Source organism: Rhodococcus sp. BP-160, from assembly GCF_019836205.1.
Lineage (GTDB): Bacteria > Actinomycetota > Actinomycetes > Mycobacteriales > Mycobacteriaceae > Rhodococcoides.
Map to the genome: position 1 here is coordinate 899,659 of NZ_JABUEK010000003.1, position 23,670 is coordinate 923,328.

Consider the following 23,670-nt stretch of genomic DNA (forward strand, 5'->3'; position numbering starts at 1 on the left):
GATGACCTCCTCGACGCCCGACTCGGACGGTGGAGTGGTCTCCGTCCGTACGGCGGCCGATCCGCCGCGGATCCGGTTCGGCGGAGTCGACATCCTGCGTGCGCTGGCGGTCCTGACCGTCGTGTACTCGCACATCTCGTACTTCCTGGTCGATGATCTCGGAACACCGTGGTGGCTCATCGACGTCGTCACCCTCGTGTTCGTCGAGCACGGCGGTCTGAACCACCATCTCTCGTTCGTGGGCGTCGCGTTCTTCATGATCCTCACCGGACTGGTCGCGACCGCGTCCGTCGTCCGCAACTCGCCGCGCGCCTTCCTCGTGGGGCGGGCAGCGCGGTTGCTCCCGGTGTTCTGGCTGTCGGTCCTCGCCGCGATCGTGCTGGTTCGCCTCGGGGTGAACGGGATGTTCTCGCAGACCGTGGGCATCAGCAACGCCGAGGCCGCCATGAGCTTCGTGCTCGGCGGCTTCTTCGTGCGCCCGGAGGTCGTGGTCCTCGGGGTCACCTGGACGCTCGTGGTCCAGGGGGTCTTCTACGTGTACGCGGTGAGCATGCGCCGGGTGCTCGCGTCCCGCCCCGTGCTGGTTCCGATCGTCGGTGCGGCCGTGTGCTGGCTGATCCTGCTCTACACCGATCTGGTGCCGTACGAGTACACGATCCCCATGGTCGACAAGGTCGCGGCGACGTTGCCCACCGTCTTCCTGGGCCAGATCGTGTATCTCGCGTTCGCCCGGCTCGCGTCGTGGCGGGCCCTTCTTCTCGCGGGTCTCGCCCAGTTCGCCGTCATCCGGTACGCGACGACGGTGGACGCCTTCCACGTCGGTCAGCAGGGTCACCTGTGGACGGTGCTGGTGCTCGTCGTCGCGGTGGTGCTGGTGGCTCCCACCGACACCGCGTTCGGCCGCTCGCGCGTGATCCACTGGCTCGCGACGCGGAGCTACACGATCTACCTGGTCCACACTCTGGTGCTCTACCGCATCTACTCGCTCGTCGAGCCGCATCTCGGTGCGACCGTCGCGGTGCTCGTCTTCGCGCTGATCACCGGTGTGCTCTCGGATCTGGTGTACCGCTACGTCGAGACGCCGGCGGCACGGTGGATCGCCCGCCACTGGTCGGGGCACCCGCGGACGCCTGCCCCGACCGCGAACGAGCCGACCTCGAGTGACCCGACCTCCGGCCCTCAGGCCAGCTGACGCATCACCTCGGCGGCGACCAGCTCGATGTGGTCGAGATCGGACAGGTCCAGCATCTGCAGGTAGAACCGGGTCGATCCGAGCTCGGCGTACGTTCCGAGCTTGTCGACGATCTCGGCAGGCGTCCCTGCCGCGCCGTTCGCCCGGAGTTCCTCCACGTCCCGTCCGATCGCGGCGGCGCGGCGGGCGATCTCGTCCTCGGTGGTGCCGCAGCACAGCACCAGCGCGTTCGAGAACGTCATCGACGACGGATCACGGCCGATGTCCGAGCACGCGGCGCGCACCCGGTCGAACTGTGTTGCCGTCGCGTCGGTGTCCGCGAACGGGAGGTTGAACTCCGTCGCGTGACGCGCGGCGAGTTCCGGCGTCCGCTTCTTCCCCATGCCGCCGATGATGATGGGCGGCGGACTCTGCACCGGCTTCGGCAGAGCGGGTGACTCGGTCACGGTGAAGTGGTCGCCCTGGTACGAGAACGTCTCACCCGCGGGAGTGCCCCACAGACCGGTGACGATCGCGAGGGTCTCCTCGAAGCGATCGAAGCGCGTGCCCACCGACGGGAACGGGATCGCGTACGCCGCGTGCTCGTCGGCGTACCAGCCTGCTCCGAGCCCCAGTTCGACGCGGCCGGCGCTCATCGCGTCGACCTGCGCGACCGAGATCGCCAGGGGACCCGGGTACCGGAAGGTGGCCGAGGTGACGAGGGTGCCGAGGCGGATCGTGGAGGTCTCCCGGGCGATGCCGGCCAGGGTGATCCAGGCGTCCGTGGGTCCGGGGAGACCATCCGTGCTCATCGCCAGGTAGTGGTCGGAGCGGAAGAAGGCGTCGTACCCGAAGTCCTCGGCGGCGCGCGCCACGCGGACCAGGTCGTCGTAGGTCGCGCCCTGCTGCGGTTCGGTGAAGATTCTGAGGTCCATGGTTCGACAGTAGAAGGGCGTGCCGGAGTCGGGGAGCGACCGTGGGTGCGACACACGCGGAGGAAACGGGATCGAGTCCCGTTTCTGTGGATGTTTCTGTGGATGATGGGGATGGTGATTGTCGATCAGCAACCTCCATAGGGATTCGAAGATGCTGATCGACAATACTGCTCCCCATGGACTTCACCGCCGAGGCCGAACTGTTCGCCGCGCTCGACGACCTGCACGCCGCGGAGATCGACGCGCTGGCCTCGGCGGTCGCGCCGTTTCGCGGACGCCTCACCCGGAGCCATCTCGGCCGCGCGCGCCTGGTGGTCACACTCTCGGCCGACGGCCTGCCGCAGGCCGTCACCCTCGCCTCGGCTCTGCTGCGAGATCTCGTCGGCGGTCGCGACCTCGTGTCGCTGTCCGTCCGCTCGGCACGAGACCACGAGTCGGTGTCCGGACTGCCGCCCACCGACGGGTGGTCGTCGGTGTCCGAGGTGGCGGCGGAGCGGGCGATCTCCCGACAGGCCGTGCTCGCGCAGATCGCGGCGGGCACCCTGCCCGCGGCGAAGGTGGGGACCACGTGGGTGGTGGCCCGCGGCGCACGACGGTTCGAGAGCGGGCGGTTCGAGAACGACTGGTGATCGACGGTGGCACCGGGGCGAGGGGCGTGACAGGATCGAGTGCGTGAGCTTCGGATCCGTACCGTCCGTGTCCGTCTCCGACGTCCCGGAGCCCGGTCCCAGCGCCGCCCTGCTCGACGTCCGTGAGGACGACGAGTGGACCGCCGGGCACGCTCCCGGCGCGCTGCACGTCCCGATGGGCGACGTCCCGTCGCGGATGGCCGACATCAGTGTGGACGGCACCCTCTACGTGGTGTGCCGCCAGGGTGGGCGTTCGGCCCGCGTCGTCGAGTACCTGCAGCACGCGGGAGTCGACGCGGTGAACGTGGACGGCGGCATGGTGGCGTGGCAGCAGGCCGGCCTCCCGGTCGTCGACGACGCCGGTCGCCCGGCCACCGTGTACTGACGCCGTGACCGCTCCTCGGCCGGTGGCCTGGTTCCAGATCTGTGCGCGCTGCACACGGCGCATCGACGTGGGGCCGTCGCCGCGGCAGTGGTGTCCCGTCTGCCACGGGGTCCTGCTCTCCCCGGTGCCGGTCGGGCAGTCGACTGCCCCGGTCGGGCAGTTGCCGATGGCCGTCCGTCGTAACTTCCGCTGGGTGGCCTCCGCGCCCGGATCCGCGCCGCGGCGCCGTGTCCGCCGGGTGCCGACCCCCACCCCCCGTTACGACGTCATGCCCACCTGGGGTCTGCCGATCGCGCCGCGCCCGCACCCGAGTGCGCCGGAGAGCGCCACGGACCGGCTGGCCCGGCGCTCGACCTCCCTGCTCACGGCGACCGTCGCCCTGTTCGTCGCGGCGGCTGTCGCCGAGCTGGCCCGGTACGTCGTGCTGCTCGTCAGTCGCGACCGACTGATGCCCGCCGCGGTCCTCGCACTGTCGGACGCCGCCGTGTGGTGCCTGTCGTTCCTGTCCCTCGGAGTCGGTCTGGTCGCCGCGGTGGCGACGGTCGCCCGCGTGGTCCGGTTGCGCCGGAGCGCCTACGCCCGTCACGGACTCACCGATCCGCGGCGCACGCGGACCCTGTACCTCGGATCGCTGCTGCCGATCGTCACCCTGCTGTTGCCCGGGGTCTTCCTCACGGAGCTGGCCCGCACGAGCGAGCACCGGCTCCGACTCGAGCGTCTGGTGCCGTGGTGGTGGGCGGCCTGGGTCGGCAACTGGCTGCTGATCGCGGCAACTGTCGCGTGGCGCACCGTCGACGGCATCCAGGCGCAGGCGAACGGTGTGGTCCTCACCGCGATCACCGACCTGGTCGCCGCGGGGGTGGCCGCCCTCACGCTCACCGTGATCCGCCGAGCCGACGGCCGCACCGTCCGCGGCGACACCCGCACCCTCACGCGATGGACGGTCCTGCCGACCACCCCCGTGTCCGACACGACCCCGGCCCCGGAGGACACCGCACCCGACCAGCTCGCCGACGTCCGATGATCTACTCCGCACACGAGGCCACACCCCTCGTCGTCGCGCATCGTGGCTCGTCGGGAACGCGGCCGGAACACACACTGGTGGCGTACGAACAGGCACTGCGCGAGGGGGCCGACGGCGTCGAGTGCGACGTGCGGCTCACGCGCGACGGCCGGGTGGTGTGCGTCCACGACCGACGGATCGACCGGACGTCGTCGGGAACCGGGATCGTCAGTGCCCTCACCTACGAGGCACTGTCCGGCCACGACTACGGGACAGCCGACGATCCGGCGAACGTGCTGCTGCTGAGCGACCTCATCGACATGGTCATGGCGTGGAAGGCGAAGCCCGCCAAGATCTTCATCGAGACCAAGCACCCGGTGCGCTACGGAGGCCTGATCGAGAACGCCGTGCTGGCGGAACTGCACCGATTCGGCATCGGCCGACCCGGGTCGGCGTCCCTGTCCCGCGCCGTCGTGATGTCGTTCGCGCCCTCGGCGGTGTGGCGGGTGCGGCGATCGGCTCCGATGCTGCCGACCGTGCTGCTCGGCACCGCGTCGCGCTACATCGGCGGCGGCGCCGCGACCACGGTGGGCGCCACGGCGGTCGGGCCCTCGATCAAGACGTTGCGTGATCATCCGAACCTGGTCGATCACGCCGCGGCGGCCGGTCGAGCGACGTACTGCTGGACCGTGAACACCGAGGAGGACGTGCATCTGTGCCACGACCTCGGGGTGCGCTGGCTCGCCACCGATCATCCGGGTCAGGCGCTCGCGTGGTTGGACGACAGCATCACCCGGTAGGTTCGACGCTCGTGGGTAAGAAGAGCAAGAGAAACAGCGGACCGAAGCCCGACAGTCGACGCGCGGAGCTGCTGGAGCAGCGCAGAGCCGAGCGTGAGGCGCTGTCGTCCGCGCCGGTGCGGCCGTTCGAGGGCCTCGCCTTCGAGTGCGACATCGTGGCGATGCGCGAGTTCGTCGCCTCCGCGTCGGCATCCCTCCCGGTGACGGGAAGCGACCGTCCCTTCACTCTCGCGACAGTGCTCCCCGGTGCCGTCGCCGCACTCGTGCGTGACGACGAGCAGAAGAACGCGTTCGTCGCGATGCAGGTCCAGACCTTCTCGGAGGATCTGTCGGCCGACCTCGCCGCCTCCGTCGTGTGGGCCTCCTCGGCGACGCCCGGAACCTCGACGGCGGCGTCGAACCCGTCCGCCGAGACGCCCGCGCTCACGGAACTCGTGGACGCGACGTCCCCTCTGGACATCACCGTCCACAAGGACTTCTCGTGGTGGATCCCGGAGGGCGCGGGAGCGGACCCCGAGGTCGACGCCACCATCGAGCGCGCCAACGGTGCGATCCTCCCGTCCGCCCGCATCACGGCCGACGGTGTGTCCGCGGCCTGGTGGGTCGACGCCGGCGACAAGGCGCACATCCGCTGGGTCCGCCCCGAGGACGAGGATCAGTTGATGATCGCGCTGGCTCGCCTGCAGTCGGTGGGTGAACTGCATGTGGGGGAGGGATCGCGCTTCGCCGGCTCGTTCCGTACCCACGGCCTGCTCGTACCCGTCTTCGACCTCGATCCCGAGGTTCATCCCGACGAATGGGCAACGGGCACAGCGGCTCTCGGCCGCAGGCTCGACGAGACGCTGGCCGACACCAGCGAGCTCACCTCCGAGCAGCGGCGCGCCCGTGACGGCCTGCGCAGCCGCCAGGTCACCCTTCGCTGACGATCAGGCGAGTCCCCCGGCGGCCCTCGGCGCGTTGCCGCCGCCGCGGGACTCGCTCGTCATCTCGCGGGCGATGAAGTCCTCGATGTGGAAGAGGTTCTCGCCGGCACGGTCGACGATGGTGAGCAGCGTCGTCATCGACGCCACCTCCTCGATCTGCTCGGCGAGGAACCACTGCATGAACTGCTCGCCCAGGTAGTCGCCGGTGTCGCGGGCGGTGCGTGCCAGCGTCGTGATCTGCTCGGTGACCTTCTTCTCCTGCCGCAGCGCCAGCTCGACCGGCTCGCGTACCGACCCGAACGCGTTCACGACGTCGTCGACCCCGGGCACCCGGACCTCGAGGTCGTTGTCCAGCAGGTACTGGATCATCATCATGGCGTGGCCGCGTTCCTCGTCGGCCTGGGCGTAGAACCGTGCGGCGAGCTGCGGCAGATCCGCCCCGTCGAAGTGGACCGCGATCGCGATGTACTGCTGCGAGGCGGTGAACTCGTGTCGCACCTGTTCACGGAGGAGAAGGTGGAACGCGCTGGACTCCCTGTCGTGGAACACCCCGGAATCCCGGGCGTCGGAGGCAGCGGACACGTCGTCGAGGCTCATGACGACACACGGTACTGGGTCGAGCGTGTCCGTCGGGACGCGTCATCCGCCGCCGACGAGGTCGGGGGGCAGCTGCTGATCGGTGGCCAGGAGCTCGAAGAACCGGGACGCCCGCTCGCGGTCGGACAGCAGGACGTTGCCCGAGCCGTCGACGTCCTCGAACCCGGAGACGGGAATGGTGGTGGTGATCATCTCCCCGCGCAGCGCCCAGCCGAGGGACGCCAGATTCCAGATGTGGTCGCCGTCGTCGACCTGCAGCGACTTCACGACCCCCCGTACCAGCGGCACCGCCCGGAACGGGTTCAGGAAGGTGGTCGGGCTGGTCGCCTTCGAGAGCAACGACGACAGGAAGAGTCGTTGGTTGTTCATCCGATCGATGTCGGCGAGTGCCGTCGCGCGGCTGCGGACGAAGCCGAGCGCCTGCGGACCCGAGAGCTCCTGGCAGCCCGCACGCAGGTCGATTCCTGCCAGGGGGTCGACGATGTCGTAGGGCACGCAGATGTCCACCCCGCCGATCGCGTCGACCATGTCGGCGAACCCGCCGAAGCCCACCTCGGCGTAGTGGTCGATGCGCAGGCCCGTCACACCCTCCACGGTCTGCACCAGCAGCGGCGCGCCGCCGAGGGAGAACGAGGCGTTGAGCTTGTCGGTGCCGTTGCCGGGAATCGGCACGTACCAGTCGCGCGGGAGGCTGACCATCGTGGTCGGGCCGCTCGCCGGCACGTGGATCAGCAGGATCGTGTCGGTCCGGCCCGCACCGATGTCCCCACCGGTCGCGAGTTCGGCCTCCTGCTCGGGAGTGAGTCCGGTACGACTGTCCGATCCGACGAGCAGCCAGTTGGTCCCCGAGGTGTCCCCCGGGCGACCCTCGTAGTTCCCGAGCGCGTCGACTCGGGACAGCGACGTGTCCGCCCAGACGGCGCCCCCGACGACGAGCAGGAGCAACACCACCAGGGCGATACCTATGCGGCGACCCCACCGTGGCCGCCGGCGTCGACGTGTCGGCTCGGGCGGCACCTGGCGCGGCGGAACCGGGGCGGGAGCAGGGGCGCGGCCTCGATCGGCCGGCCCACGCCCGTCGTCGTACGGTCGCCGGTCGTCCCGGTACCGATCGTCACGCCGTGGCGCGTCCCGCGCCGGGGGAACCGCCGACCACGCCCGCGGATCCTGCCGGGGTGGTGGCTGCTGAGGACCCCGCTGCACACGTGTCTGGTCGGCCCACCCCGGAGGGCTGCCCGCCCGTCGCCGCACCACCGGCGGTTCCTCCGGACCCGGACGGCGAGGGGGTGGCGGTCGCCGCCGCGGGTCGTACGGAGGTTGCTGGCTCATCCGGCGACTCTAACCGGCCGACATGTCAGCCCGGCAGCCACGAAACGTGATCCCGCAGGGCGGCGAACCCCACGAACGCCACGATGTCGATGAGGGCGTGGGCGATCACGAGGGGCCACAGTCGACCGGTGCGCTGGAAGTACCGGCCGAAGATCAGACCCATGACGAGGTTGCCGACGCCGGCCCCGAAGCCCTGGTAGAGGTGGTAGCTCCCGCGCAACACGGCCGACGCGAGCAGCGATCGGTTGTCGGTCCACCCGAGGGCGCGCAGCCGCGAGATCAGCCACGCCACCACCAGGACCTCCTCGGCGACCGAGTTGGCCACCGCGGAGAGCGTCAGCGTGATCGGGCGCCACCACACGTCGTTCAAGGTGCTCGGCAGCACCGTGACGTTGAGATCCAGTGCGACGGCGACGAGGTAGAACAGCAGGCCCGGGATGCCGATGATCGCGGCGAGCCCCACGCCGTGCAGCACGTGCGGGCGCAGGCGGGGACGTGCGAAGCCGATGGCGCGTGGCCCGATTCCGCTGCGCCACAAGAGGTACAGACCGAGTGCCCCCCATGCGCAGAGCCGGACGACGCCGATCAGTTGACGGAGGAAGTCGATCGGTCCGAGAGTCGACTGCGGCACGTTGATCGCCACGGTCTGGTCCGACAGGGCGCCCTGCTCGAGCGCGCTCTCGACGAGCGACAGGATGCTCGACAGTCCGCTGAGTCCGAACGTGAACAGCAGGACGACGACGATCTCGATCCGGATCGACCGTGCCGACTCGGTGGTGGGTGTCTTCTCCGGATGCACTCGGTCGATTGTGCCCGTGACCCCGGTCCTGTGGGTGTCGGCTAGTGGTGGTCGCGCGCCCGCAGACCGTTCATGAACGGGCATCCGGCGAGCACCCGCAGCGCGCGACCGAGCTCGGTCACGTCGGATACCGGGTTCGCGAACGGCACCCGCACGTCGTGGTCCTGGCCCTGACCCTCCACCCGGATGCCCACGCCGTAGCGGTCGATGCTCAGTGGCCGTGCGCGACCGATGCGCAACGACGGCGGAAGACGGCGTGCGATCTGCTCGACCATGTCGGAGTGGTCGCTGTCGAGGTGCTGCAGCCAGCCTCCCTCGACCTCCCAGAACGGGTCGGGATCGGCGTTCACGAGGTCGCGCACCGGTACCGGCTCCGCGCCCGTGGCATCGGCCACGACGACGGACTCGAGCAGCAGACGCATCAGGATGCCGCTGTGTCCGATGTCGAGCAGTCCGGCGTGCGGGTACTGGGACGCGACCGCCGCGGCGACCGCGCGCTCGGCGGTGTCCGGGACGCGTCGCAGCTCACCGCTCATCCAGACCAGCGATCGCACGGGTTCGCGCAGGTCCAGGGGAGTGTGGTCGGTCAGCTCGAGCACGGCGGGGATCCCGGCCGACCCGGCCTGGAAGGACACGGCTCCCACGGTGCTGTCCGCGGGCACCACCATGACGATCTCGCCGGGCGAGCGCAGGAAGTGCATGGTCGTGGCGACGGGTGCGCTGCCCTCCACCGCCAGGACGGTGTGCTCGGCACGCAGACACACGCTGCGCACCCGCTCGGCGGTGGACGGCGCGGTGGTGGTGACGACACCGTTCATGACGGCCCCCTCGGGTGGAAGTAATTAGGTAAGGGTTAGCTAACCAGCCCTCGCGCCGGTGCGCAAGACGTCGAACTAGACTCGGAGCGTGCCCACGATGCTGACCCTGGGCGTGCGCCCCCGGCGAGATCCCGAGGCCCTGTTCGCCGACCTGCTCGTCGCGACCGTCGACGACGTGGCGACGGCGGAGGTTCTCGAACCGCACCCACTCGTCGGAACGGCCTGTGTCCCACTGAGTGCGGTGGACGACTCGGCCGCCCTCGAACGGTTCCTCGTACGACTGGACGTGGCTCCGCCCGACGAGCCGCCCTCGGTGCGCGCCTACGTGGTCGAGGCGACCGCCGAGCAGCTGGGCGACGCGGTGGCGATCACGCCGGGCTCGTCCGTCGTCGTGCTCTGTCCGGACGGCGACGTCGTGGAGACGACGGCGCTCGTCGATCGGGCCGGTCGGCATCCCGGCCTGGACGCGGGGTGGTCCGAGGATCGGGTCGCCGACTTCCTCGCGGTCGTCGCGCACGCGGAACACGGGTTCTTCGCCGTCGCGACCGACACGTCCTCGGTGCTCGCCGTGCTCGCCGGAACGGTGGCCGCACTGCGCGGCGACGACGTCCGCAGCGCGCTCCGCTCCCCGGATCTGGCCGCGCTGGTGGCCCTTCATCCCGACGCCGCGGCCGCGACCCGAGAGGTCCTTCTCGGTGTCCTGGTGCCGAACGCCGGGAACATCGCACACGAACTTCGCCGTCGGATCGACGAGATCACCGGCGACGCGGCGGGGGACGCGTAGCGTGACCGGGGTGCGCATCGCCTACTTCGGACCCTCGGGAACGTTCACGGAGATGGCCCTGGGGAAGCTCGAGGCGGACGGGGCGTTCGGCGCTCCCGTCGAGCGCGTGAGTGCGTCGAGCCCGCCCGCCACCCTCGAACTGGTGCGCTCCGGTGCGGCCGACGGCGCGGTGGTGCCCATCGAAAACTCGGTGCAGGGCTCGGTCCCGCCCACCCTCGACGCGCTCGCGATCGGGGACCGGCTGCAGATCCTCGCGGAGACCGAACTCGACGTGGCCTTCACCATCGTCGCTCGTCCGGGCACCGCCATGGCGGACGTCCGCACGATCCGGGCCTACCCCCACGCCGCCGCCCAGGTCCAGCAGTGGATCGCCGCCACCATGCCCGATGCTCAGGTGGAGTTCGCGTCGTCCAATGCCGGTGCGGCCGAGGACGTCGCGTCCGGACTCGCCGACGCCGCGGTGTCCACCGGTCTGGCGGGCCGACGGCACGGACTCGACGTACTGGCCGACGGCGTGGCCGACGTGGAGAACGCACGGACCCGCTTCGTGTACGTCACGCGCCCGTGCCCGCCGCCTGCGCTCACGGGGGCGGATCGCACTGCCGTGGTGCTCACTCCCGCCAACAGGCCCGGCACGTTGGTGTCCGCGCTGGCCGAGTTCAGCACGCGCGACATCGATCTGACGTTCATCGAGTCTCGCCCTCTCCGTACCCATCTGGGCACCTACCGCTTCTACATCGACTGCGTCGGCCACATCGACGACGTCGCGGTGGCGGACGCCCTGCGGGTCCTGCACTCGCGCACCGACGTGCGGTTCCTCGGCTCCTGGCCCAGCGCGCACGTCGCCGCCGGCGGTCCTCGCCCCACCGACGACCGCGGCCGGGACTGGTTGGACGCGTTGCGACGGGGAGATCGGTGAGCGGCCGACTCGTCCTGGTGCGGCACGGTCAGACCCACTCGAACGTCGCTCGTCGTCTCGACACTCTGCCGCCCGGCGCGGAGCTGACCGAGCTCGGACACCGACAGGCGCGGGAGTACGCCCGGACGGTGACGCGGACCCCGGCCGCCGTGGTGTCGTCCATCGCCGTCCGCGCACGTCAGACCGCGCAGTACCTGGCCGACGCGACCGGTACGCCGCTGACGGTGCGCGACGGTCTGCAGGAGACGTTCGTCGGCGACCTCGAGGACCGCAGCGCCGAGGAGGACCACGCCCGCTTCACCGCGGTGTATCGCGCCTGGCTGGACGGTGACCTCGATGCCCGCCTGCCCGGGGGCGAGTCCGGCGCCGACGTGCTCGCCCGCTACGTGCCGGTACTGGACGAGCTCCGCGCCACCCACCTCGGCGACGATTCCGCCACCGTCCACGTGGTGAGTCACGGTGCTGCGATTCGGCTCGTCGCCGCGGTGCTGTCCGGGATCGATCGCGACTTCGCCGCCGACAACCATCTCGACAACACGGGGACCGTCGAACTGGTTCCCGCCGAGGATGTCTCGGCCTGGGACTGCGTGCGCTGGGGCGACTACACGCCCCCGTTCGAGACGAAGGGCAGCCGCACTCCCGACGATCCGATGGGCTGAGCGGACACACGGACCAGGTGGTCGTCGAGTATCGAGCGCCGTTCCAGCGAGGTGATCAGCGAGCGGAGTGCTCCGACGGTGCGTACCGGTGTCGCGGATCGCACGGACGTGCTCGATCGTCCGGTCGGATCCTGGACCGTGGTCGCGACGACACGGCCGGAGTCGCTGTCGTACACCGCGATCGACGGGTCGACCGTGGTGGTGACACCGTGATCGTGTCGGAGTCCGACGATCTCGGTGTGGCGGGTGCAGTGCGGGACGACGTCCTCGATACCGGCCGTGAGGACGTCGGTGTACTCGGTCAGCGGATCGATCGGCGCTCCTGCGGCGTCGCCGAGCCAGGCCGCGATCAGGGCGGCCATGTCGGTGTCGACCCGCGTGATCGTCACCGATCCCTCGCTCGCGGTCATCCACACCGGATCGTCGATGTCGTTGCCGCACAGACATCCTCGCCGGTTCTTGATGCCGGTGGAGTGGCCGACGATGCGGACGTCGACACTCCAGCGAGGCGCCGCCGCCGCACGGAGCATCGCGGCCAGATCACGGTGCAGGCCGCCGTCGGCTGACACCAGGAGACGATCGGCGAGGCGTCGGGCGGCACTCGCGAGCACGGTCGCGCGATCGGCGACGGTCGCGCCGGCCGGGTGCCATCCGAGAACGGCAGGGAGAGAACGTCCTCCGATCGCCCCCACGAGATACGTCAGTTCGTTCGTGTCGAGCGTGAGCGAACCCTCGAGCGGGACGTCCCCGCCCAGCACCGGCGCCGCGCTCATCGCCGCGCCCCGATGACGGCGGGCACGACCGGAACTCCCGCCTCCTCCTCGACGACGGCAGGTGTCCTGCGGGCGTGCACGACATCGTCGGAGCCGAGCCTGCTGTGACCCATGGGAAGTCCCGCGCCGAACGGCGACCGGGCGTGCGTGGCGCCGGACACGGACGCGTCCTGTCCCGCTGACACCGCCGTGTCCGATCCGACGCCCGCACCGAGGAACGGTGACGGCGTCCGTGCGAACGAGCCACCGGCGGCGTGCACGGAGCCACCCTGCCCGCTGCCACCTCGCCCGCCGCCGCCACCCCACCCGGTGGCGACCATCGGAACCTGCTGCGGCACAGCGTGGGTGATCGTCGGTGCCGCACCGGGCTGCGGTGCCGACGACAGAACGGAGGACAGCGTCGACCCGGCCTGCGCCGGCATCTGCTGGATCAGCGACGCCGCCCTCGTGACGGCCGGATCGCGTCCGACGCTGTCCGCGGTGAGGGGCGACCGCTGACCCTGGTGCGCCGGATCGTCCGAGAATCCGTGCTCCTGCCGGTCGGGTCCGCTGTCGTCCGACGGCGGTGTCCCGGCCTCCCCCGGCACCGGCCCGTGACCGGGGACAGCAGAGATGACCGTGGAGGTGGCCGCGGTGACCGCCGTGGTGATCTGCGGGGGTATCTGCAGACCGTCGACGAGCGCGAGCGGCGCCGTCGCCGCTTCGTACGCCTCCATGACCAGGGCGGCGCGGAGATCGAGCGCGGCGTCGGCGGCATCGGCAGCCTGCGCCGCGCCGGTGAGGGCGCCGCCGGTGGCGTACGCGGTGGTGCGTCCGGCCTTCACCGCGGCGATCTCCGGCAGTGTCGGCATGACGGCGAGCGCGGTCACCACCGTCGCGGACTGGGCGGCGGCCCGAGCGGACACGGACGCGGCGTGCTGCGCCGCTCCCGTGCCCCACGTCGCGAACGCCGTCATCCCCGCTCCGGCGGCGTCGGCGGCATCCCCGTCCCACGTGGCTGCCAGTGCGGACGCGACACCGCTGACCGTCGCGGTGGCCGCGGCGAGTGCCGCGGCCACCGCGGCCCACGCCGTGCCGGCGGCGGCCAGCGGAGCGGGGCCGGCACCCGCGAGCAGTGCGGCCGAGTTCACCGCCGCGGTACGCGGGAGCCAGAACACCCCGGTGGGCCCGGCCGTCACGCGGTGCCCGCGGTCAGGGCCGTGGAGAACGACGCGTCGACCTCGCGGTACGCCGCCGCCTGGACTCGCAGGGCAGCCGCCGTCTCCTGGAGCTCGGTCACCGCCGCGGACGTCGAGGTGTCGAGAGACTGCGCGGTGGACCAGAAGTAGCGTGCCGCCAGCGCGGACACCTCGTCGCTGCCCGCGGGGGGAGGACGGAGCGCGACGGACGCGGAGGCGAGAGACGACGCCAGGCGCATCGCCGCGACATCGAGCTCTGCCGCGGCCGCGAGGAGCGCCTCGGGATCGACGAGTACGTGGCCGGGCATGGGGGTCTCCGTTCGAGCGTCCGGTCGGATCTCGAGACTTGGACGCGCGACGGCGGGAATCGGTTCCGCGGGTGGAGAACGGAGCTCAGCCGAAGCCGAGTTCGTGCAGGCGATCGTCGTCGATGCCGAAGTGGTGCCCGATCTCGTGGGCGACGGTCACCGCGATCTCGCGGCGCGCGTCGTCCTCGTCACGGGCGATGTCGAGGATCGGCAGTCGGTAGATCGTGATGACGTCCGGCAGGTGCCCGCTGTACTCGAACCGTTCGGTCAGAGCGACGCCCTCGTACAGACCCAGGAGATCCTCCGTCGGGTGCTCGTCCTCGACCAGCACGACGACGTTGTTCATGTATGCGGCCAGCTCATCCGGGAGAGTGTCCAGCGCATCGCCGACCGCGTTCTCGAACTCCGCTTCGGACATGCTGACCGACACGTCACGCACCGGGCAGGGGAGACGCTCCGGGGAGCGGGATCGGCAGGCTGCGGCCGTCCGGAACGGGAGGCGGTGGAACCGGCGCGGCGCCGTCGATGGTGATGTCGCCCTTCGCCGAGCCGACGATGGACGCGAACCCGCCCGACTCGACCTCCTTGCCGATGGAGCAGCTCACCTTCTTGCTGCCCGCCAACCAGCTCGAGGCGTCGACGTTGTCCCAGAACAGCGTCAACGTCTTCTCCCGGAGAACGTCCGGACCGCCCAGGTAGGCGTCCGACGCCTGGGTGCACGTGGGTTCGAGATAGCGGTCCTGGTCCTCGACGGACGGCAGTCCGCCGGGGAACTGCGCGGCGAGATCCACCACCGACACCACCTCGAAGGCGTGCGGAGCGGTGCAGTCGATCGGGTCTGTCGGCACTCCCGACTCGACGCCGACGCAACTACCGGTCTCCCAGACCATCGACTGGTCCTGGTCGGCGACGCTGCCGGTCATCACCTGCAGCGCGCTGGTCGCGCCGGTCTGTTGGATGCCGCACCGGATCGCGCGCTCGCCCGCGGCCCACCCGGCCTGGCTGGGGAACATGAGGCCGACCGAGTACTTGCCCGTGGGGTCGAAGCGGCCCCCGGTGTAGTCCTGCACCGCGGTCTCACAGTGTTCGTCGCGCAGGGAGGCGAAGCGGGCCGCGTCGGGATACGGCGATCCCGTCGCGAACTCGGCGACCGGGTACACCCCGAGGTCCACCGTCTCGGCGACCTCGAAGCGGTGCGGCTCCGCGCAACTCACCTCGGCGAGGTCCTGGCGGTCGGTGTCGGGGTCGTCGGTCGGAGTCCACTGCAGGCAGTCGCCCGCGTCGGACGAGCCGAAGGACGTCGTCGACGCGGTTCCGACGGTTCCTGCCGTGGACGGTGTGGCGAGCTTCTCGCTCCGGTCGAACCCACCGGACACACCGATGGTGACGGCGGCGGCTCCGATGGCGCCGATCGCGACCAGGGCGAGCAGCCGACGGGCGTTCGAGGCCTGGACGGTGCGGGGACCACTCTTCTCGTCCGTCGCGGTGTCGGTCTCGTCGGCCGTCGATGCCTCGGGTACCACCGCGTCGGGCGCGGACGTGTCGGATGTGGACGCGTCGGGTGTCGCGATCTCGGACGTCGGGGCGTCGTCGACCACCGGGCCGTCCTCGCCGGACGGGCTCGGGGTGGGATCTTCGGGCTTCGGAGACATCGGCTCCATCATGCCTGCCGGTAGGTTCGGACGGTATGAGTGGTGCTGATACCGAGGACACCCGGCTCGAGGCCGGGATCGAGGACCTCGCGACGCGCGTGTTCGACATGGCACGCAGCGGCGACACCGCCGCACTCACCGCGTACGTCGACGCGGGCGTGCCCGTGGATCTGACGAACGGATCCGGGGACACCCTGGTGATGCTGGCGGCCTATCACGGTCACGCCGAGAGCGTCGTGGCCCTCGCGCACCGCGGAGCCGACGTGAACCGCGCGAACGACAAGGGGCAGACCCCGCTCGCCGGTGCCGTGTTCAAGGGGGAGGACGAGGTCGTCCGGGCACTGGTCGACGCCGGAGCCGACGCCGATGCGGGGCATCCGACCGCGGTCGACGCCGCGCGCATGTTCGGCCGAGAGGACTACCTGGACGTCCTCGGACGAGGGTGACCACATCGCCCCAGTAGGCTGACGTCCCGTGATCGACCTCAGAGTTGTCCGCGAGGACCCCGACGCCGTCCGTCAGTCGCAGCGCACCCGTGGCGAGGATCCGTCCCTGGTGGACGCGTTGCTCGAGGCGGACACCGCGCGCCGGGCCGCCGTGTCGGCTGCCGACAATCTGCGCGCCGAGCACAAGGCGTTCGGTAAGAAGATCGGTAAGGCCACTCCCGACGAGCGCCCGGAGCTTCTCGCGACGGCGTCCGCGCTCGCCGCGCGGGTGAAGGAGGCGGAGGCCGAGCAGAATGCCGCCGACGCGGCTCTCGACACCGCACACCGTGCGATCTCCAACATCGTGCAGGAGGGCGCGCCGGCCGGCGGCGAGGACGACTTCGTCACCCTCGAGACGATCGGTGAGATCCCGACCATCGAGAATCCGAAGGACCACCTCGAGCTCGGCGAGGCTCTCGGGATCATCGACATGGAGCGCGGCGCCAAGGTGTCGGGCGCTCGGTTCTACTTTCTGACCGGCTACGGCGCACTGCTGCAGCTCGGTCTGCTGCAGCTCGCCGCCCAGAAGGCAGTGTCGAACGGGTTCACGATGGTCATCCCACCGGTGCTCGTGCGGCCGGAGATCATGGCCGGGACCGGCTTCCTGGGCGCGCACTCGTCGGAGATCTACCACTTGGGCGACGACGACCTCTACCTCGTCGGCACGTCGGAGGTGCCCCTCGCCGGCTACCACTCGGGCGAGATCCTCGATCTGAACGGCGGCCCGAAGCGCTATGCGGGATGGTCGTCGTGCTTCCGCCGCGAGGCCGGCAGCTACGGCAAGGACACCCGCGGCATCATCCGTGTCCACCAGTTCGACAAGGTGGAGATGTTCGTCTACACCCGTCCCGAGGACGCGGACGCGGAACACCAGCGGCTCCTCGGCTGGGAGAAGGAGATGCTCGCCGCGGTCGAGTTGCCGTACCGCGTCATCGACACCGCCGGCGGCGACCTGGGATCGTCGGCTGCGCGCAAGTTCGACTGCGAGGCATGGCTTCCCACGCAGAACACCTACCGTGAACTCACGTCCACCTCGAACTGCACCACGTTCCAGGCGCGTCGACTCGGTGTCCGGTACCGGGACGAGAACGGCAAGCCGCAGACGGCCGCGACGCTCAACGGCACCTTGGCGACGACTCGGTGGATCTCCGCGATCCTCGAGAACCACCAGCAGCCCGACGGCAGCGTCAAGATCCCGGCTGCGCTCGTCCCGTTCGTCGGCACCGACGTCCTGCGTCCGCCGACCTCGTAGTCGATGCGAGCTCGCGGCGTCGATGCGCTCGTCGTCGTGGGCATCGTGGCGGCCGGAACACTGATCGCGGCGATTCTGCGCCCGCCCGATCCCGTCGACCTTCCGCTGCAGTGCACGTCGGCCGGCGAGACGAGCGGCTATTACGTGGCGTTCGGCGCCGAGACATACGACAGTCCTGCCGCACCGTGGTTCTCCGCTCGCAAGGCGGCGGCGATGACGGACGCCTTGCACCGCGCCCTCCCACGGGGAACGACGGTGGCATTCGCGTCGCCGTCCGGGTCCTTGCAGTTCGGTGGCGTTCCCGACGACATCATGAGTAGGCCGTCCGACGTGGCACCTGAGCAGATTGCCTCGACCACCGCATCGGGAACCATCACACGTGCAGGGAAGTCCGGTTCGCTGACCGCGACGGTGAGTGTGACGGATCGGGGTGTCCCGCCCTGCGGGCCGACGGTGACGCGGCGAGTGCGACTGGCCGACGGAACCGTGGTCGATCTGTCGCCGGGGTCCGCTCTGGCGTACGCGCCGGACGGCACCGTGCTCCAGCTGGGAAGCGACGACCTGGTGACACAGGACGAACTGCTCGACATCGTCGCCTCTCCCGGCCTGCGTGTCTCGTCGCGGATTCCGGGTGAAACGTCGCCCCTACCTCCGGTATGTCGAACAAGCACCGTCGAGGGCGCACCGACTTTCGACAGGGCGCGGCTCGGCGCAGTGAGCAGAGCGTTGTCGAATGCCTGGGACGACGGACCGGGCCGCAGAGTCGAGCTTGATCGCTCGCTGAGCGAGCTGACGCTGTCGGACGGCTCGAAGTCGGGTGCGTGTATCGAGGTCCGCACAAGTGCAAGCGGTCGTTCGGGGTCGTTGACGCTCGGTATCGCCGGCGGCACCGAGGCCCCGCGGAACCCGGACGTTCACGACCCGGACCAGGACCTGAGCAGCGACCACGTGCAGCTCGCCGGAGGGGCCGTGTCCGCCCGATCCCGCACCGGCGTCCCCAGTGTCGTCGTCACTCGCCCGTCCGGAACGGTGATCACCGTGACGGCGCGCGAGGACAAACCCGCCGACGTGCCGTATCTCTCGACGGCGGACCTCGAGCACTTGGCAACGGCGCCAGGCCTCGATGTCGATCCGGATGGCACCCCTGGCGAAGCTCTGCCCGTCGTCCGCGACGTCGTCGACAGCGCGTGGACGCTCACAGCAGATGCGGGAGGACGCTTCTCCACTTTCAGTGATCCAGGTAGCGGCACGGTGCCCCCGCTGGCGTCCGGGGTCATCGACGCGGGCGGAGTCACAGTCGTGTCGGTGGGCCGACTCGACCGAACCACCGGCGCATACGACGACTCGACCTTGCTCGGTATCGACACGGTGACGGGGGTCGTGCGGTGGAGAGCACCCGTGGAGGATCTCGTGTCGTGCCTCGACACGCTTCTCGGCACGACAGTGGTGTGTCTGCGAGCCGATCCCGACCGTGCGTCTGAGACTTCCTTGGTCGCCGTCGATACGAGCACCGGGGATCTGCAGAACATGCCTGGCGGGGACCCGCTGGTGGGGATAGGAACCGACGGGGATGCGCTGTACTCTGTGGTCCAGACAGTGACGCCGGCGGGCGAATCCGGCCCCACCGTTGTACGTAAGGGAACGCTCGACGACCCTGCAGCCGACTGGGCCGTGTCGACGCCGATCACGGGTGGCTATCCCGGCTATCCGGGCGAGGTCGTCACGGTGGGCAAAGACGTCGGTATCGTTCGATTCGGCAGTGAGGCACTGGGTTTCGACCCCGTGACAGGCGCCACCAGGTGGTCTCGTGGACGCCCCGACTCCTGTGTGTCGGGCGCGACCGTGTCGGCGGGTGGAGTGACGACGGTACGCAGGATGACGTGCGACCAGTTGTCGGATCCCGTCACCGGCTACGAGGCGATCGCAGTGGACGGCCGTGTCCTGGCGGTGGTTCCCGGGCCGAGCTATTCCTACGACGAATGGGATTCTTCGACCGCCGACCTGCCGCTTCTGGTGGGCTCATCGGCCATCGACAGAGTCACCGGGCAAGTGTTGTGGTCGAACGATGCGCTTACCGCGACCAACGGGACAGCAGTCGTGGGAGACGTGGTGTTGGTCCGAGCGCCCGGAACCGCCGAGGTTTCCGCCTTCGATCTGCGGACCGGGACGCGCCTGTGGCAGCAGGCAGCGGACGACTTCGATCCGGTGACAGCGGAGGTCGGTGGCCGCGCCGCCAGCGTGGTGGCTGGACCCGACGGCTCGTTGTCCGTGCAGTTGCTCGACGTCCGCACGGGAGCGATGACCGGGAGAGATCTCCTCGGCCCGACCGAAGATGCCGATGCGGACGGACACGGTTCCGTCGTCGACAGTTCCGCCGGACTTCTGTACGTCGGTAGCGATCAGGTGGCGTTGCTGGAGTGATCCGCGCCAGGGTGCCGCGGAACTACTCGTCCCGTGTCGGCGGTTCGGGGACCAGGACGTCGTCTGCCGGCAGCGGGACGGCGAGTTCCACCATCCGCTCCGGATACGACGGGTAGGCGGGACGGATCCACACCTTGGTGTCGTCCAACTGCGTCATGACCATCCGACGCCACTGCCATTCCGGTGTCGCACGCCGGAGATCCAGCTCGCCGACAAGCGGTAACGGCGCACGCGCCCAGTAGGGCACGGACAGCGAGCTCAGCCCGCGCGCTTCGAGAACGTCGATTGCCGCCTCGAGCTGCACGTCTTCGGCGATCACGTGGCCGACAGGGTTGACGGCGTCCACGAGTTCGCCGTCGTCGCGAGCCATGTCGGAGACGGTCCACCCCACGAGTTCACCGTCCGATGCTCTGGTCACGGGGAGTCGGCTACGCCACCGGTCGATATCCACTTCCTCGACGGTACCGATGTCCGCGTCGGCTCATGATTCCCAGGACCGCGCCAACTTCCGTGCCGAGGCGATGATTGCGCGTGCCTCGTCCCGGTCGACGCGTGCCTGCAGAAGTGCGCCCGAGCTCATCGTCACCAGAATGCGAGCCCGATTCTCGGGATCGTCGTCACCCCGGTTCACCAGGGCGTCGGTGACCGCATCGGTGAGGCGCCGACGGTAGGCGTCGACGACGGCGGCGAGGGTGTCGTCGTGGGCGGCGGATCCCGCAGCAGTGTTGACCAGAAGACAGCCGCGACGTGGTGCTTCGGCATCGAGGTTCTCGAGTTCGACGTCCATCGACGCGAAGTACGCGTCCAGACCGTCGTCGGTACGCAACAGGGCGAGCCGCGGTGCCACCACCGTGTCGAGATAGTCCTGCACCGCTGCGTCGAACAGGCCGCGCTTGCTGGTGAACGCGTGATAGATGCTGGACCGGGACAGCCCGGTCGCCGCCTCGAGTTCGGGCAGAGATGCGCCATCGAAGCCTCTGTGCCAGAACACATCCCGCGCATCAGTGACGACCTGCGCCGCATCGAACGTCGCTCTCCTACCCATCTGTCACCTTTCGTCGGTGAGGCGTACGGTATTTACTGTACCGAACGATCCACAAAAGGAGTATTTCGTGAAGAGCACCCAGATCCAGTTGGTCTCCCGTCCCACCGGATGGCCCACCGAGGAGAACTTCCGCACCGTGGAGACGGAGTTGCCCGAACTCGGCGACGGCCAGGTGCGCGTCGCCAACGACTTCCTGTCCGTCGACCCGTACATGCGAGGGCGCATGAACGACGTGCGGTCCTACGTGCCGCCCTTCGCACTGAACGAGACCATGACGGGTGGCGCCGTGGGCCGGGTCGTCGAGAGCCGTTCGGACGAGCATCCCGTGGGCAGCGTCGTGGTGCACCAGCTCGGGTGGCGCGACGTCGCGCAGGCCGAAGCGTCGCAGTTCCGCGTGGTGCGCGAGATCGACGGTGTCCCCACCTCGGCCTACCTCGGCATCCTCGGCATGACCGCACTCACCGCCTACGTCGGACTGCAGGACGTGGCGCGCCTGCAGGAGGGCGACACGGTGTTCGTGTCCGGTGCAGCGGGCGCCGTCGGCAGCGCGGTCGGGCAGATCGCACGGATCCTCGGCGCGGGACGCGTCGTCGGTTCTGCGGGATCACCGGAGAAGGTGGACTTGCTCACCAGCAAGTACGGGTTCGACGCGGCCTTCGACTACAAGCAGGCTCCTGTGCGCGACCAACTGCGTGAGGCAGCCCCGGACGGCATCGACGTGTACTTCGACAACGTCGGCGGCGACCACCTCGAAGCGGCGCTCGACGCGTTCAACGACGGTGGCAGGACCGCACTGTGCGGAGCGATATCCGCCTACAACACTGTGGGAACGACGCCGGGGCCGGACAACATGTCGAACATCGTGACCCGCGGTCTCACCCTGCAGGGATTCACGGTCGGCAACTACCTGCACCGGTTCCCCCAGTTCGCGGAGGACATGGGGACGTGGCTCTCCGAGGGTCGCGTGACCTTCGACGAGACGGTCGTGCACGGCATCGAGAACACGGTGGAGGCGTTCCTGGGGATGCTGCGCGGGGAGAACACCGGGAAGATGGTCGTGGCGGTGGGCAACTCCCGCTGACGGAGTGCCCTACCGGACGAGCCCCTCTCGGGGGCGGCGACGAGCCGCTACGCTGCACCTTGTGGACCCCGTCTATCGCACTGTCATCGGAATCGCTCGCACCGTCTTCGCGGCGCAGGGGCTGAAGTTCGACGTCGAGGGCGCGGAGAACATCCCCGCTCGGGGTGGCGCCGTGATCGCCATCAACCACACGGGCTACCTGGACTTCACCTACGCCGGCCTGCCTGCGCGGAAGCACAAGCGGTACATCCGGTTCATGGCGAAGAAGGAAGTGTTCGACAACCCCAAGTCGGGGCCGATCATGCGCTCTCTCAAGCACATCGCGGTCGACCGCGCCGCCGGCGCGGAGTCCTACCGGGCTGCGGTCGACGCGTTGTCGCGAGGCGAACTGGTGGGGGTCTATCCCGAAGCCACGATCAGTCGCAGCTTCGAGATCAAGGAGTTCAAGTCGGGCGCGGCCCGGATGGCGATCGAGGCCGGGGTCCCCGTGATTCCGGTGGTCATCTGGGGCGCGCAGCGTGTGTGGACCAAGGGGTTCCCGAAAAAGCTCGGACGCACGAAGACCCCGATCTCCATCGCGGTGGGAGAGCCGATCGCGCCGACCATGTCGGCCGGTGACCTCACCGCCCACCTGCGATCGACGATGCAGACCATGCTCGCCGACGTGCAGAAGAACTATCACCATCCCGCCGGCGAGTACTGGGTACCGGCCCGTCTCGGGGGGACGGCACCGACCCTCGAGGAAGCCGACAAGTTGGATGCCGTCGACCTCGAGGCTCGGATGGCAGCGCGAGACGAGCGCAAGCGCGCCTCGGACTGACTAGCTGTTGGGACCGGCGATCTCCAGGGCGATGTTGTCGGGATCCCGGAACTCGAGGATCGCCATGCCGGCGTCACCGAGATCCTTCACCGGCTCGTGCTCGATGCCCAGGGTGTCCAGCAGTGCGGCGGCGTCGTGCAGATCCTGCAACGACGCGACACTGAAGCTGAGATGGTCCAGGCCGGCGCGGTCCTCGGCGAACGTGTCGTCGCTCGGCGCGGTGGGACGAAGTCCGAGTAGACCGCCGGCGAACTTGTAGATGACACCGCCGAAGAGGAAGCCGAGGGCTTCTTTCGTCTCCGCGTCCGGGTTCGGTGGCAGCTCGAACGCCACCTCGAAGCCGAAGACGTCGTCGTAGAACTTCTTCGATACCGCGATGTCACTGACCGTCAGGCGTACGTGGTTGTAGTCGACTGCTGCGATGGGCACGAGCTACTCCGTTCCGGTACGCCTGCCGACACGACCATCGGGCCGGCTCGGGCGCACTCTGGAGGTATTCGTGGCCGTGCATGAAAGCGATGTGCCGGCCTCTCGCACTGTTCGACACGCCGTGACCAGGCGATTTGCATCTCGCGAATCACTCACGTAACTTTCTTCGAGTCAGAGCGACACGGACACCGACCGAAGGCCTTACGGGGCTGGGCGAACGAGGTGGGACGGAGTCGCATGGCCGATCGGACAGAAAAGGTTCGTCTGCACCTCGTGTAGGCTGAGCGTACAGTCCAACTTCCTGATCTACGTGGTGCCTGGTGTTTGACTCGGGTGTTGCGGTGTGGTTAGGCTGGAACGGTTGCCCCGGATCCTCCTGCTTCGTGTGGGTGGTGGTGGTGTGTGCGTGTTCTTTGAGAACTCAACAGTGTGTCGATGAATGTCAGTGCCAATATTTTGTTTTGGTTTGCTGGTT

At 69.5% G+C, this 23,670-nt stretch carries 27 protein-coding genes; 14 read left to right on the forward strand and 13 right to left on the reverse strand.

Going from position 1 to position 23,670, the window contains the following annotated elements; genetic code table 11:
* The first annotated feature begins 1 nt into the window (after position 1).
* The gene (locus HQ306_RS16135) at positions 2 to 1,192 is read left to right on the forward strand and encodes an acyltransferase (RefSeq protein WP_082544258.1); all 1,191 of its coding nucleotides are present in this window, start codon (positions 2 to 4) and stop codon (positions 1,190 to 1,192) included.
* On the opposite strand, the gene HQ306_RS16140 is transcribed toward HQ306_RS16135, so the two are convergent.
* Complete coding sequence (locus tag HQ306_RS16140) at positions 1,180 to 2,106, reverse strand: LLM class F420-dependent oxidoreductase (RefSeq protein ID WP_222632543.1); 927 nt, start codon at positions 2,104 to 2,106, stop codon at positions 1,180 to 1,182. The genes HQ306_RS16135 and HQ306_RS16140 overlap by 13 nt on opposite strands.
* 176 nt (positions 2,107 to 2,282) lie before the next feature.
* Here HQ306_RS16140 and HQ306_RS16145 point away from each other — a divergent pair, with 176 nt between their 5' ends.
* From HQ306_RS16145 to HQ306_RS16165, 5 genes are read left to right on the forward strand one after another with little or no spacing between them, the layout of a single operon-like run.
* Complete coding sequence (locus tag HQ306_RS16145; RefSeq protein ID WP_222632552.1) at positions 2,283 to 2,735, forward strand: hypothetical protein; 453 nt, start codon at positions 2,283 to 2,285, stop codon at positions 2,733 to 2,735.
* Between the two features lie 43 nt (positions 2,736 to 2,778).
* The gene (locus tag HQ306_RS16150; protein ID WP_204869490.1) at positions 2,779 to 3,120 is read left to right on the forward strand and encodes a rhodanese-like domain-containing protein; all 342 of its coding nucleotides are present in this window, start codon (positions 2,779 to 2,781) and stop codon (positions 3,118 to 3,120) included.
* A gap of 4 nt (positions 3,121 to 3,124) precedes the next feature.
* The gene (locus HQ306_RS22650; protein WP_051613718.1) at positions 3,125 to 4,144 is read left to right on the forward strand and encodes a DUF4328 domain-containing protein; all 1,020 of its coding nucleotides are present in this window, start codon (positions 3,125 to 3,127) and stop codon (positions 4,142 to 4,144) included.
* Complete coding sequence (locus tag HQ306_RS16160) at positions 4,141 to 4,923, forward strand: glycerophosphodiester phosphodiesterase family protein (protein ID WP_204869492.1); 783 nt, start codon at positions 4,141 to 4,143, stop codon at positions 4,921 to 4,923. The genes HQ306_RS22650 and HQ306_RS16160 overlap by 4 nt, the downstream gene beginning before the upstream one ends.
* A gap of 11 nt (positions 4,924 to 4,934) precedes the next feature.
* Complete coding sequence (locus HQ306_RS16165; RefSeq protein WP_027507323.1) at positions 4,935 to 5,846, forward strand: DUF5926 family protein; 912 nt, start codon at positions 4,935 to 4,937, stop codon at positions 5,844 to 5,846.
* A 3-nt stretch (positions 5,847 to 5,849) separates the two neighbouring features.
* Here the strand turns inward: HQ306_RS16165 and HQ306_RS16170 are convergent, their stop codons facing one another.
* From HQ306_RS16170 to HQ306_RS16185, 4 genes are all read right to left on the reverse strand, one after another.
* Positions 5,850 to 6,443: a ferritin gene (locus HQ306_RS16170; protein ID WP_081821499.1), complete on the reverse strand. Its 594-nt coding sequence runs from the start codon at positions 6,441 to 6,443 to the stop codon at positions 5,850 to 5,852.
* Between the two features lie 42 nt (positions 6,444 to 6,485).
* Complete coding sequence (locus HQ306_RS16175) at positions 6,486 to 7,394, reverse strand: LCP family protein (protein WP_308115564.1); 909 nt, start codon at positions 7,392 to 7,394, stop codon at positions 6,486 to 6,488.
* A 403-nt stretch (positions 7,395 to 7,797) separates the two neighbouring features.
* Positions 7,798 to 8,571 (reverse strand): CPBP family intramembrane glutamic endopeptidase, encoded by a 774-nt coding sequence (locus HQ306_RS16180; RefSeq protein WP_308115563.1) that lies wholly within the window; start codon positions 8,569 to 8,571, stop codon positions 7,798 to 7,800.
* A gap of 41 nt (positions 8,572 to 8,612) precedes the next feature.
* Positions 8,613 to 9,389, reverse strand: coding sequence for a DUF2470 domain-containing protein (locus tag HQ306_RS16185; RefSeq protein ID WP_222632558.1), 777 nt, complete (start codon positions 9,387 to 9,389; stop codon positions 8,613 to 8,615).
* An 88-nt stretch (positions 9,390 to 9,477) separates the two neighbouring features.
* On the opposite strand from HQ306_RS16185, the gene HQ306_RS16190 reads away from it, so the two are divergent.
* From HQ306_RS16190 to HQ306_RS16200, 3 genes are read left to right on the forward strand one after another with little or no spacing between them, the layout of a single operon-like run.
* Positions 9,478 to 10,173, forward strand: coding sequence for a hypothetical protein (locus tag HQ306_RS16190; RefSeq protein ID WP_222632560.1), 696 nt, complete (start codon positions 9,478 to 9,480; stop codon positions 10,171 to 10,173).
* Between the two features lies 1 nt (position 10,174).
* The gene (pheA, locus tag HQ306_RS16195; RefSeq protein ID WP_308115561.1) at positions 10,175 to 11,092 is read left to right on the forward strand and encodes a prephenate dehydratase; all 918 of its coding nucleotides are present in this window, start codon (positions 10,175 to 10,177) and stop codon (positions 11,090 to 11,092) included.
* Positions 11,089 to 11,751 (forward strand): histidine phosphatase family protein, encoded by a 663-nt coding sequence (locus HQ306_RS16200; RefSeq protein ID WP_222632562.1) that lies wholly within the window; start codon positions 11,089 to 11,091, stop codon positions 11,749 to 11,751. The genes pheA and HQ306_RS16200 overlap by 4 nt, the downstream gene beginning before the upstream one ends.
* Here HQ306_RS16200 and HQ306_RS16205 read toward each other — a convergent pair.
* The 5 genes from HQ306_RS16205 to HQ306_RS16225 all read right to left on the reverse strand — a co-directional run bounded on the left by HQ306_RS16205 (position 11,694) and on the right by HQ306_RS16225 (position 15,662).
* On the reverse strand, positions 11,694 to 12,524 hold the full coding sequence (locus HQ306_RS16205; RefSeq protein WP_222632564.1) for an ESX secretion-associated protein EspG: 831 nt from the start codon (positions 12,522 to 12,524) through the stop codon (positions 11,694 to 11,696). The genes HQ306_RS16200 and HQ306_RS16205 overlap by 58 nt on opposite strands.
* On the reverse strand, positions 12,521 to 13,702 hold the full coding sequence (locus HQ306_RS16210; RefSeq protein WP_222632566.1) for a PPE domain-containing protein: 1,182 nt from the start codon (positions 13,700 to 13,702) through the stop codon (positions 12,521 to 12,523). Before HQ306_RS16210 ends, HQ306_RS16205 begins: the two co-directional genes overlap by 4 nt.
* Positions 13,699 to 14,010, reverse strand: a complete 312-nt coding sequence (locus tag HQ306_RS16215) for a PE domain-containing protein (RefSeq protein WP_222632567.1) — start codon at positions 14,008 to 14,010, stop codon at positions 13,699 to 13,701. Before HQ306_RS16215 ends, HQ306_RS16210 begins: the two co-directional genes overlap by 4 nt.
* Before the next feature lie 85 nt (positions 14,011 to 14,095).
* On the reverse strand, positions 14,096 to 14,428 hold the full coding sequence (locus HQ306_RS16220) for a metallopeptidase family protein (RefSeq protein ID WP_081821502.1): 333 nt from the start codon (positions 14,426 to 14,428) through the stop codon (positions 14,096 to 14,098).
* A gap of 13 nt (positions 14,429 to 14,441) precedes the next feature.
* Positions 14,442 to 15,662 (reverse strand): septum formation family protein, encoded by a 1,221-nt coding sequence (locus HQ306_RS16225; protein ID WP_081821501.1) that lies wholly within the window; start codon positions 15,660 to 15,662, stop codon positions 14,442 to 14,444.
* Positions 15,663 to 15,697: 35 nt separating this feature from the next.
* On the opposite strand from HQ306_RS16225, the gene HQ306_RS16230 reads away from it, so the two are divergent.
* From HQ306_RS16230 to HQ306_RS16240, 3 genes are read left to right on the forward strand one after another with little or no spacing between them, the layout of a single operon-like run.
* Positions 15,698 to 16,108: an ankyrin repeat domain-containing protein gene (locus tag HQ306_RS16230; RefSeq protein WP_222632569.1), complete on the forward strand. Its 411-nt coding sequence runs from the start codon at positions 15,698 to 15,700 to the stop codon at positions 16,106 to 16,108.
* A gap of 28 nt (positions 16,109 to 16,136) precedes the next feature.
* Positions 16,137 to 17,399: a serine--tRNA ligase gene (gene serS / locus HQ306_RS16235; protein ID WP_222632571.1), complete on the forward strand. Its 1,263-nt coding sequence runs from the start codon at positions 16,137 to 16,139 to the stop codon at positions 17,397 to 17,399.
* Positions 17,400 to 17,402: 3 nt separating this feature from the next.
* Complete coding sequence (locus HQ306_RS16240; RefSeq protein ID WP_222632573.1) at positions 17,403 to 19,820, forward strand: PQQ-binding-like beta-propeller repeat protein; 2,418 nt, start codon at positions 17,403 to 17,405, stop codon at positions 19,818 to 19,820.
* Positions 19,821 to 19,842: 22 nt separating this feature from the next.
* Here the strand turns inward: HQ306_RS16240 and HQ306_RS16245 are convergent, their stop codons facing one another.
* Positions 19,843 to 20,238 carry a hypothetical protein gene (locus HQ306_RS16245; protein WP_231476487.1) on the reverse strand — a complete coding sequence of 132 codons (396 nt, stop codon included), beginning with the start codon at positions 20,236 to 20,238 and terminating at the stop codon, positions 19,843 to 19,845.
* 63 nt (positions 20,239 to 20,301) lie between these two features.
* A complete protein-coding gene (locus HQ306_RS16250) occupies positions 20,302 to 20,865 on the reverse strand; it encodes a TetR/AcrR family transcriptional regulator (RefSeq protein WP_056440719.1) in 564 nt (187 codons plus the stop codon).
* A gap of 67 nt (positions 20,866 to 20,932) precedes the next feature.
* Between HQ306_RS16250 and HQ306_RS16255 the strand changes: the two genes are divergently transcribed.
* Positions 20,933 to 21,946: an NADP-dependent oxidoreductase gene (locus HQ306_RS16255; RefSeq protein WP_222632575.1), complete on the forward strand. Its 1,014-nt coding sequence runs from the start codon at positions 20,933 to 20,935 to the stop codon at positions 21,944 to 21,946.
* A 61-nt stretch (positions 21,947 to 22,007) separates the two neighbouring features.
* Entirely contained in the window at positions 22,008 to 22,766 is a 759-nt protein-coding gene (locus tag HQ306_RS16260) for a 1-acyl-sn-glycerol-3-phosphate acyltransferase (RefSeq protein ID WP_027507308.1), read from the forward strand.
* Here the strand turns inward: HQ306_RS16260 and HQ306_RS16265 are convergent, their stop codons facing one another.
* Positions 22,767 to 23,195, reverse strand: coding sequence for a VOC family protein (locus HQ306_RS16265; RefSeq protein ID WP_222632577.1), 429 nt, complete (start codon positions 23,193 to 23,195; stop codon positions 22,767 to 22,769).
* Positions 23,196 to 23,670: the final 475 nt, after the last annotated feature.

Coding starts and splice junctions, on each gene's coding strand:
- HQ306_RS16160 (WP_204869492.1), top strand. CDS start 4,141: ATGATCTACTCCGCACACGAGGCCACACCCCTCGTCGTCGCGCATCGT.
- HQ306_RS16135 (WP_082544258.1), top strand. CDS start 2: ATGACCTCCTCGACGCCCGACTCGGACGGTGGAGTGGTCTCCGTCCGT.
- HQ306_RS16185 (WP_222632558.1), bottom strand. CDS start 9,389: ATGAACGGTGTCGTCACCACCACCGCGCCGTCCACCGCCGAGCGGGTG.
- HQ306_RS16145 (WP_222632552.1), top strand. CDS start 2,283: ATGGACTTCACCGCCGAGGCCGAACTGTTCGCCGCGCTCGACGACCTG.
- HQ306_RS16205 (WP_222632564.1), bottom strand. CDS start 12,524: ATGAGCGCGGCGCCGGTGCTGGGCGGGGACGTCCCGCTCGAGGGTTCG.
- HQ306_RS16230 (WP_222632569.1), top strand. CDS start 15,698: ATGAGTGGTGCTGATACCGAGGACACCCGGCTCGAGGCCGGGATCGAG.
- HQ306_RS16240 (WP_222632573.1), top strand. CDS start 17,403: ATGCGAGCTCGCGGCGTCGATGCGCTCGTCGTCGTGGGCATCGTGGCG.
- HQ306_RS16170 (WP_081821499.1), bottom strand. CDS start 6,443: ATGAGCCTCGACGACGTGTCCGCTGCCTCCGACGCCCGGGATTCCGGG.
- HQ306_RS16140 (WP_222632543.1), bottom strand. CDS start 2,106: ATGGACCTCAGAATCTTCACCGAACCGCAGCAGGGCGCGACCTACGAC.
- HQ306_RS16215 (WP_222632567.1), bottom strand. CDS start 14,010: ATGCCCGGCCACGTACTCGTCGATCCCGAGGCGCTCCTCGCGGCCGCG.
- HQ306_RS16225 (WP_081821501.1), bottom strand. CDS start 15,662: ATGTCTCCGAAGCCCGAAGATCCCACCCCGAGCCCGTCCGGCGAGGAC.
- HQ306_RS16250 (WP_056440719.1), bottom strand. CDS start 20,865: ATGGGTAGGAGAGCGACGTTCGATGCGGCGCAGGTCGTCACTGATGCG.
- HQ306_RS16220 (WP_081821502.1), bottom strand. CDS start 14,428: ATGTCCGAAGCGGAGTTCGAGAACGCGGTCGGCGATGCGCTGGACACT.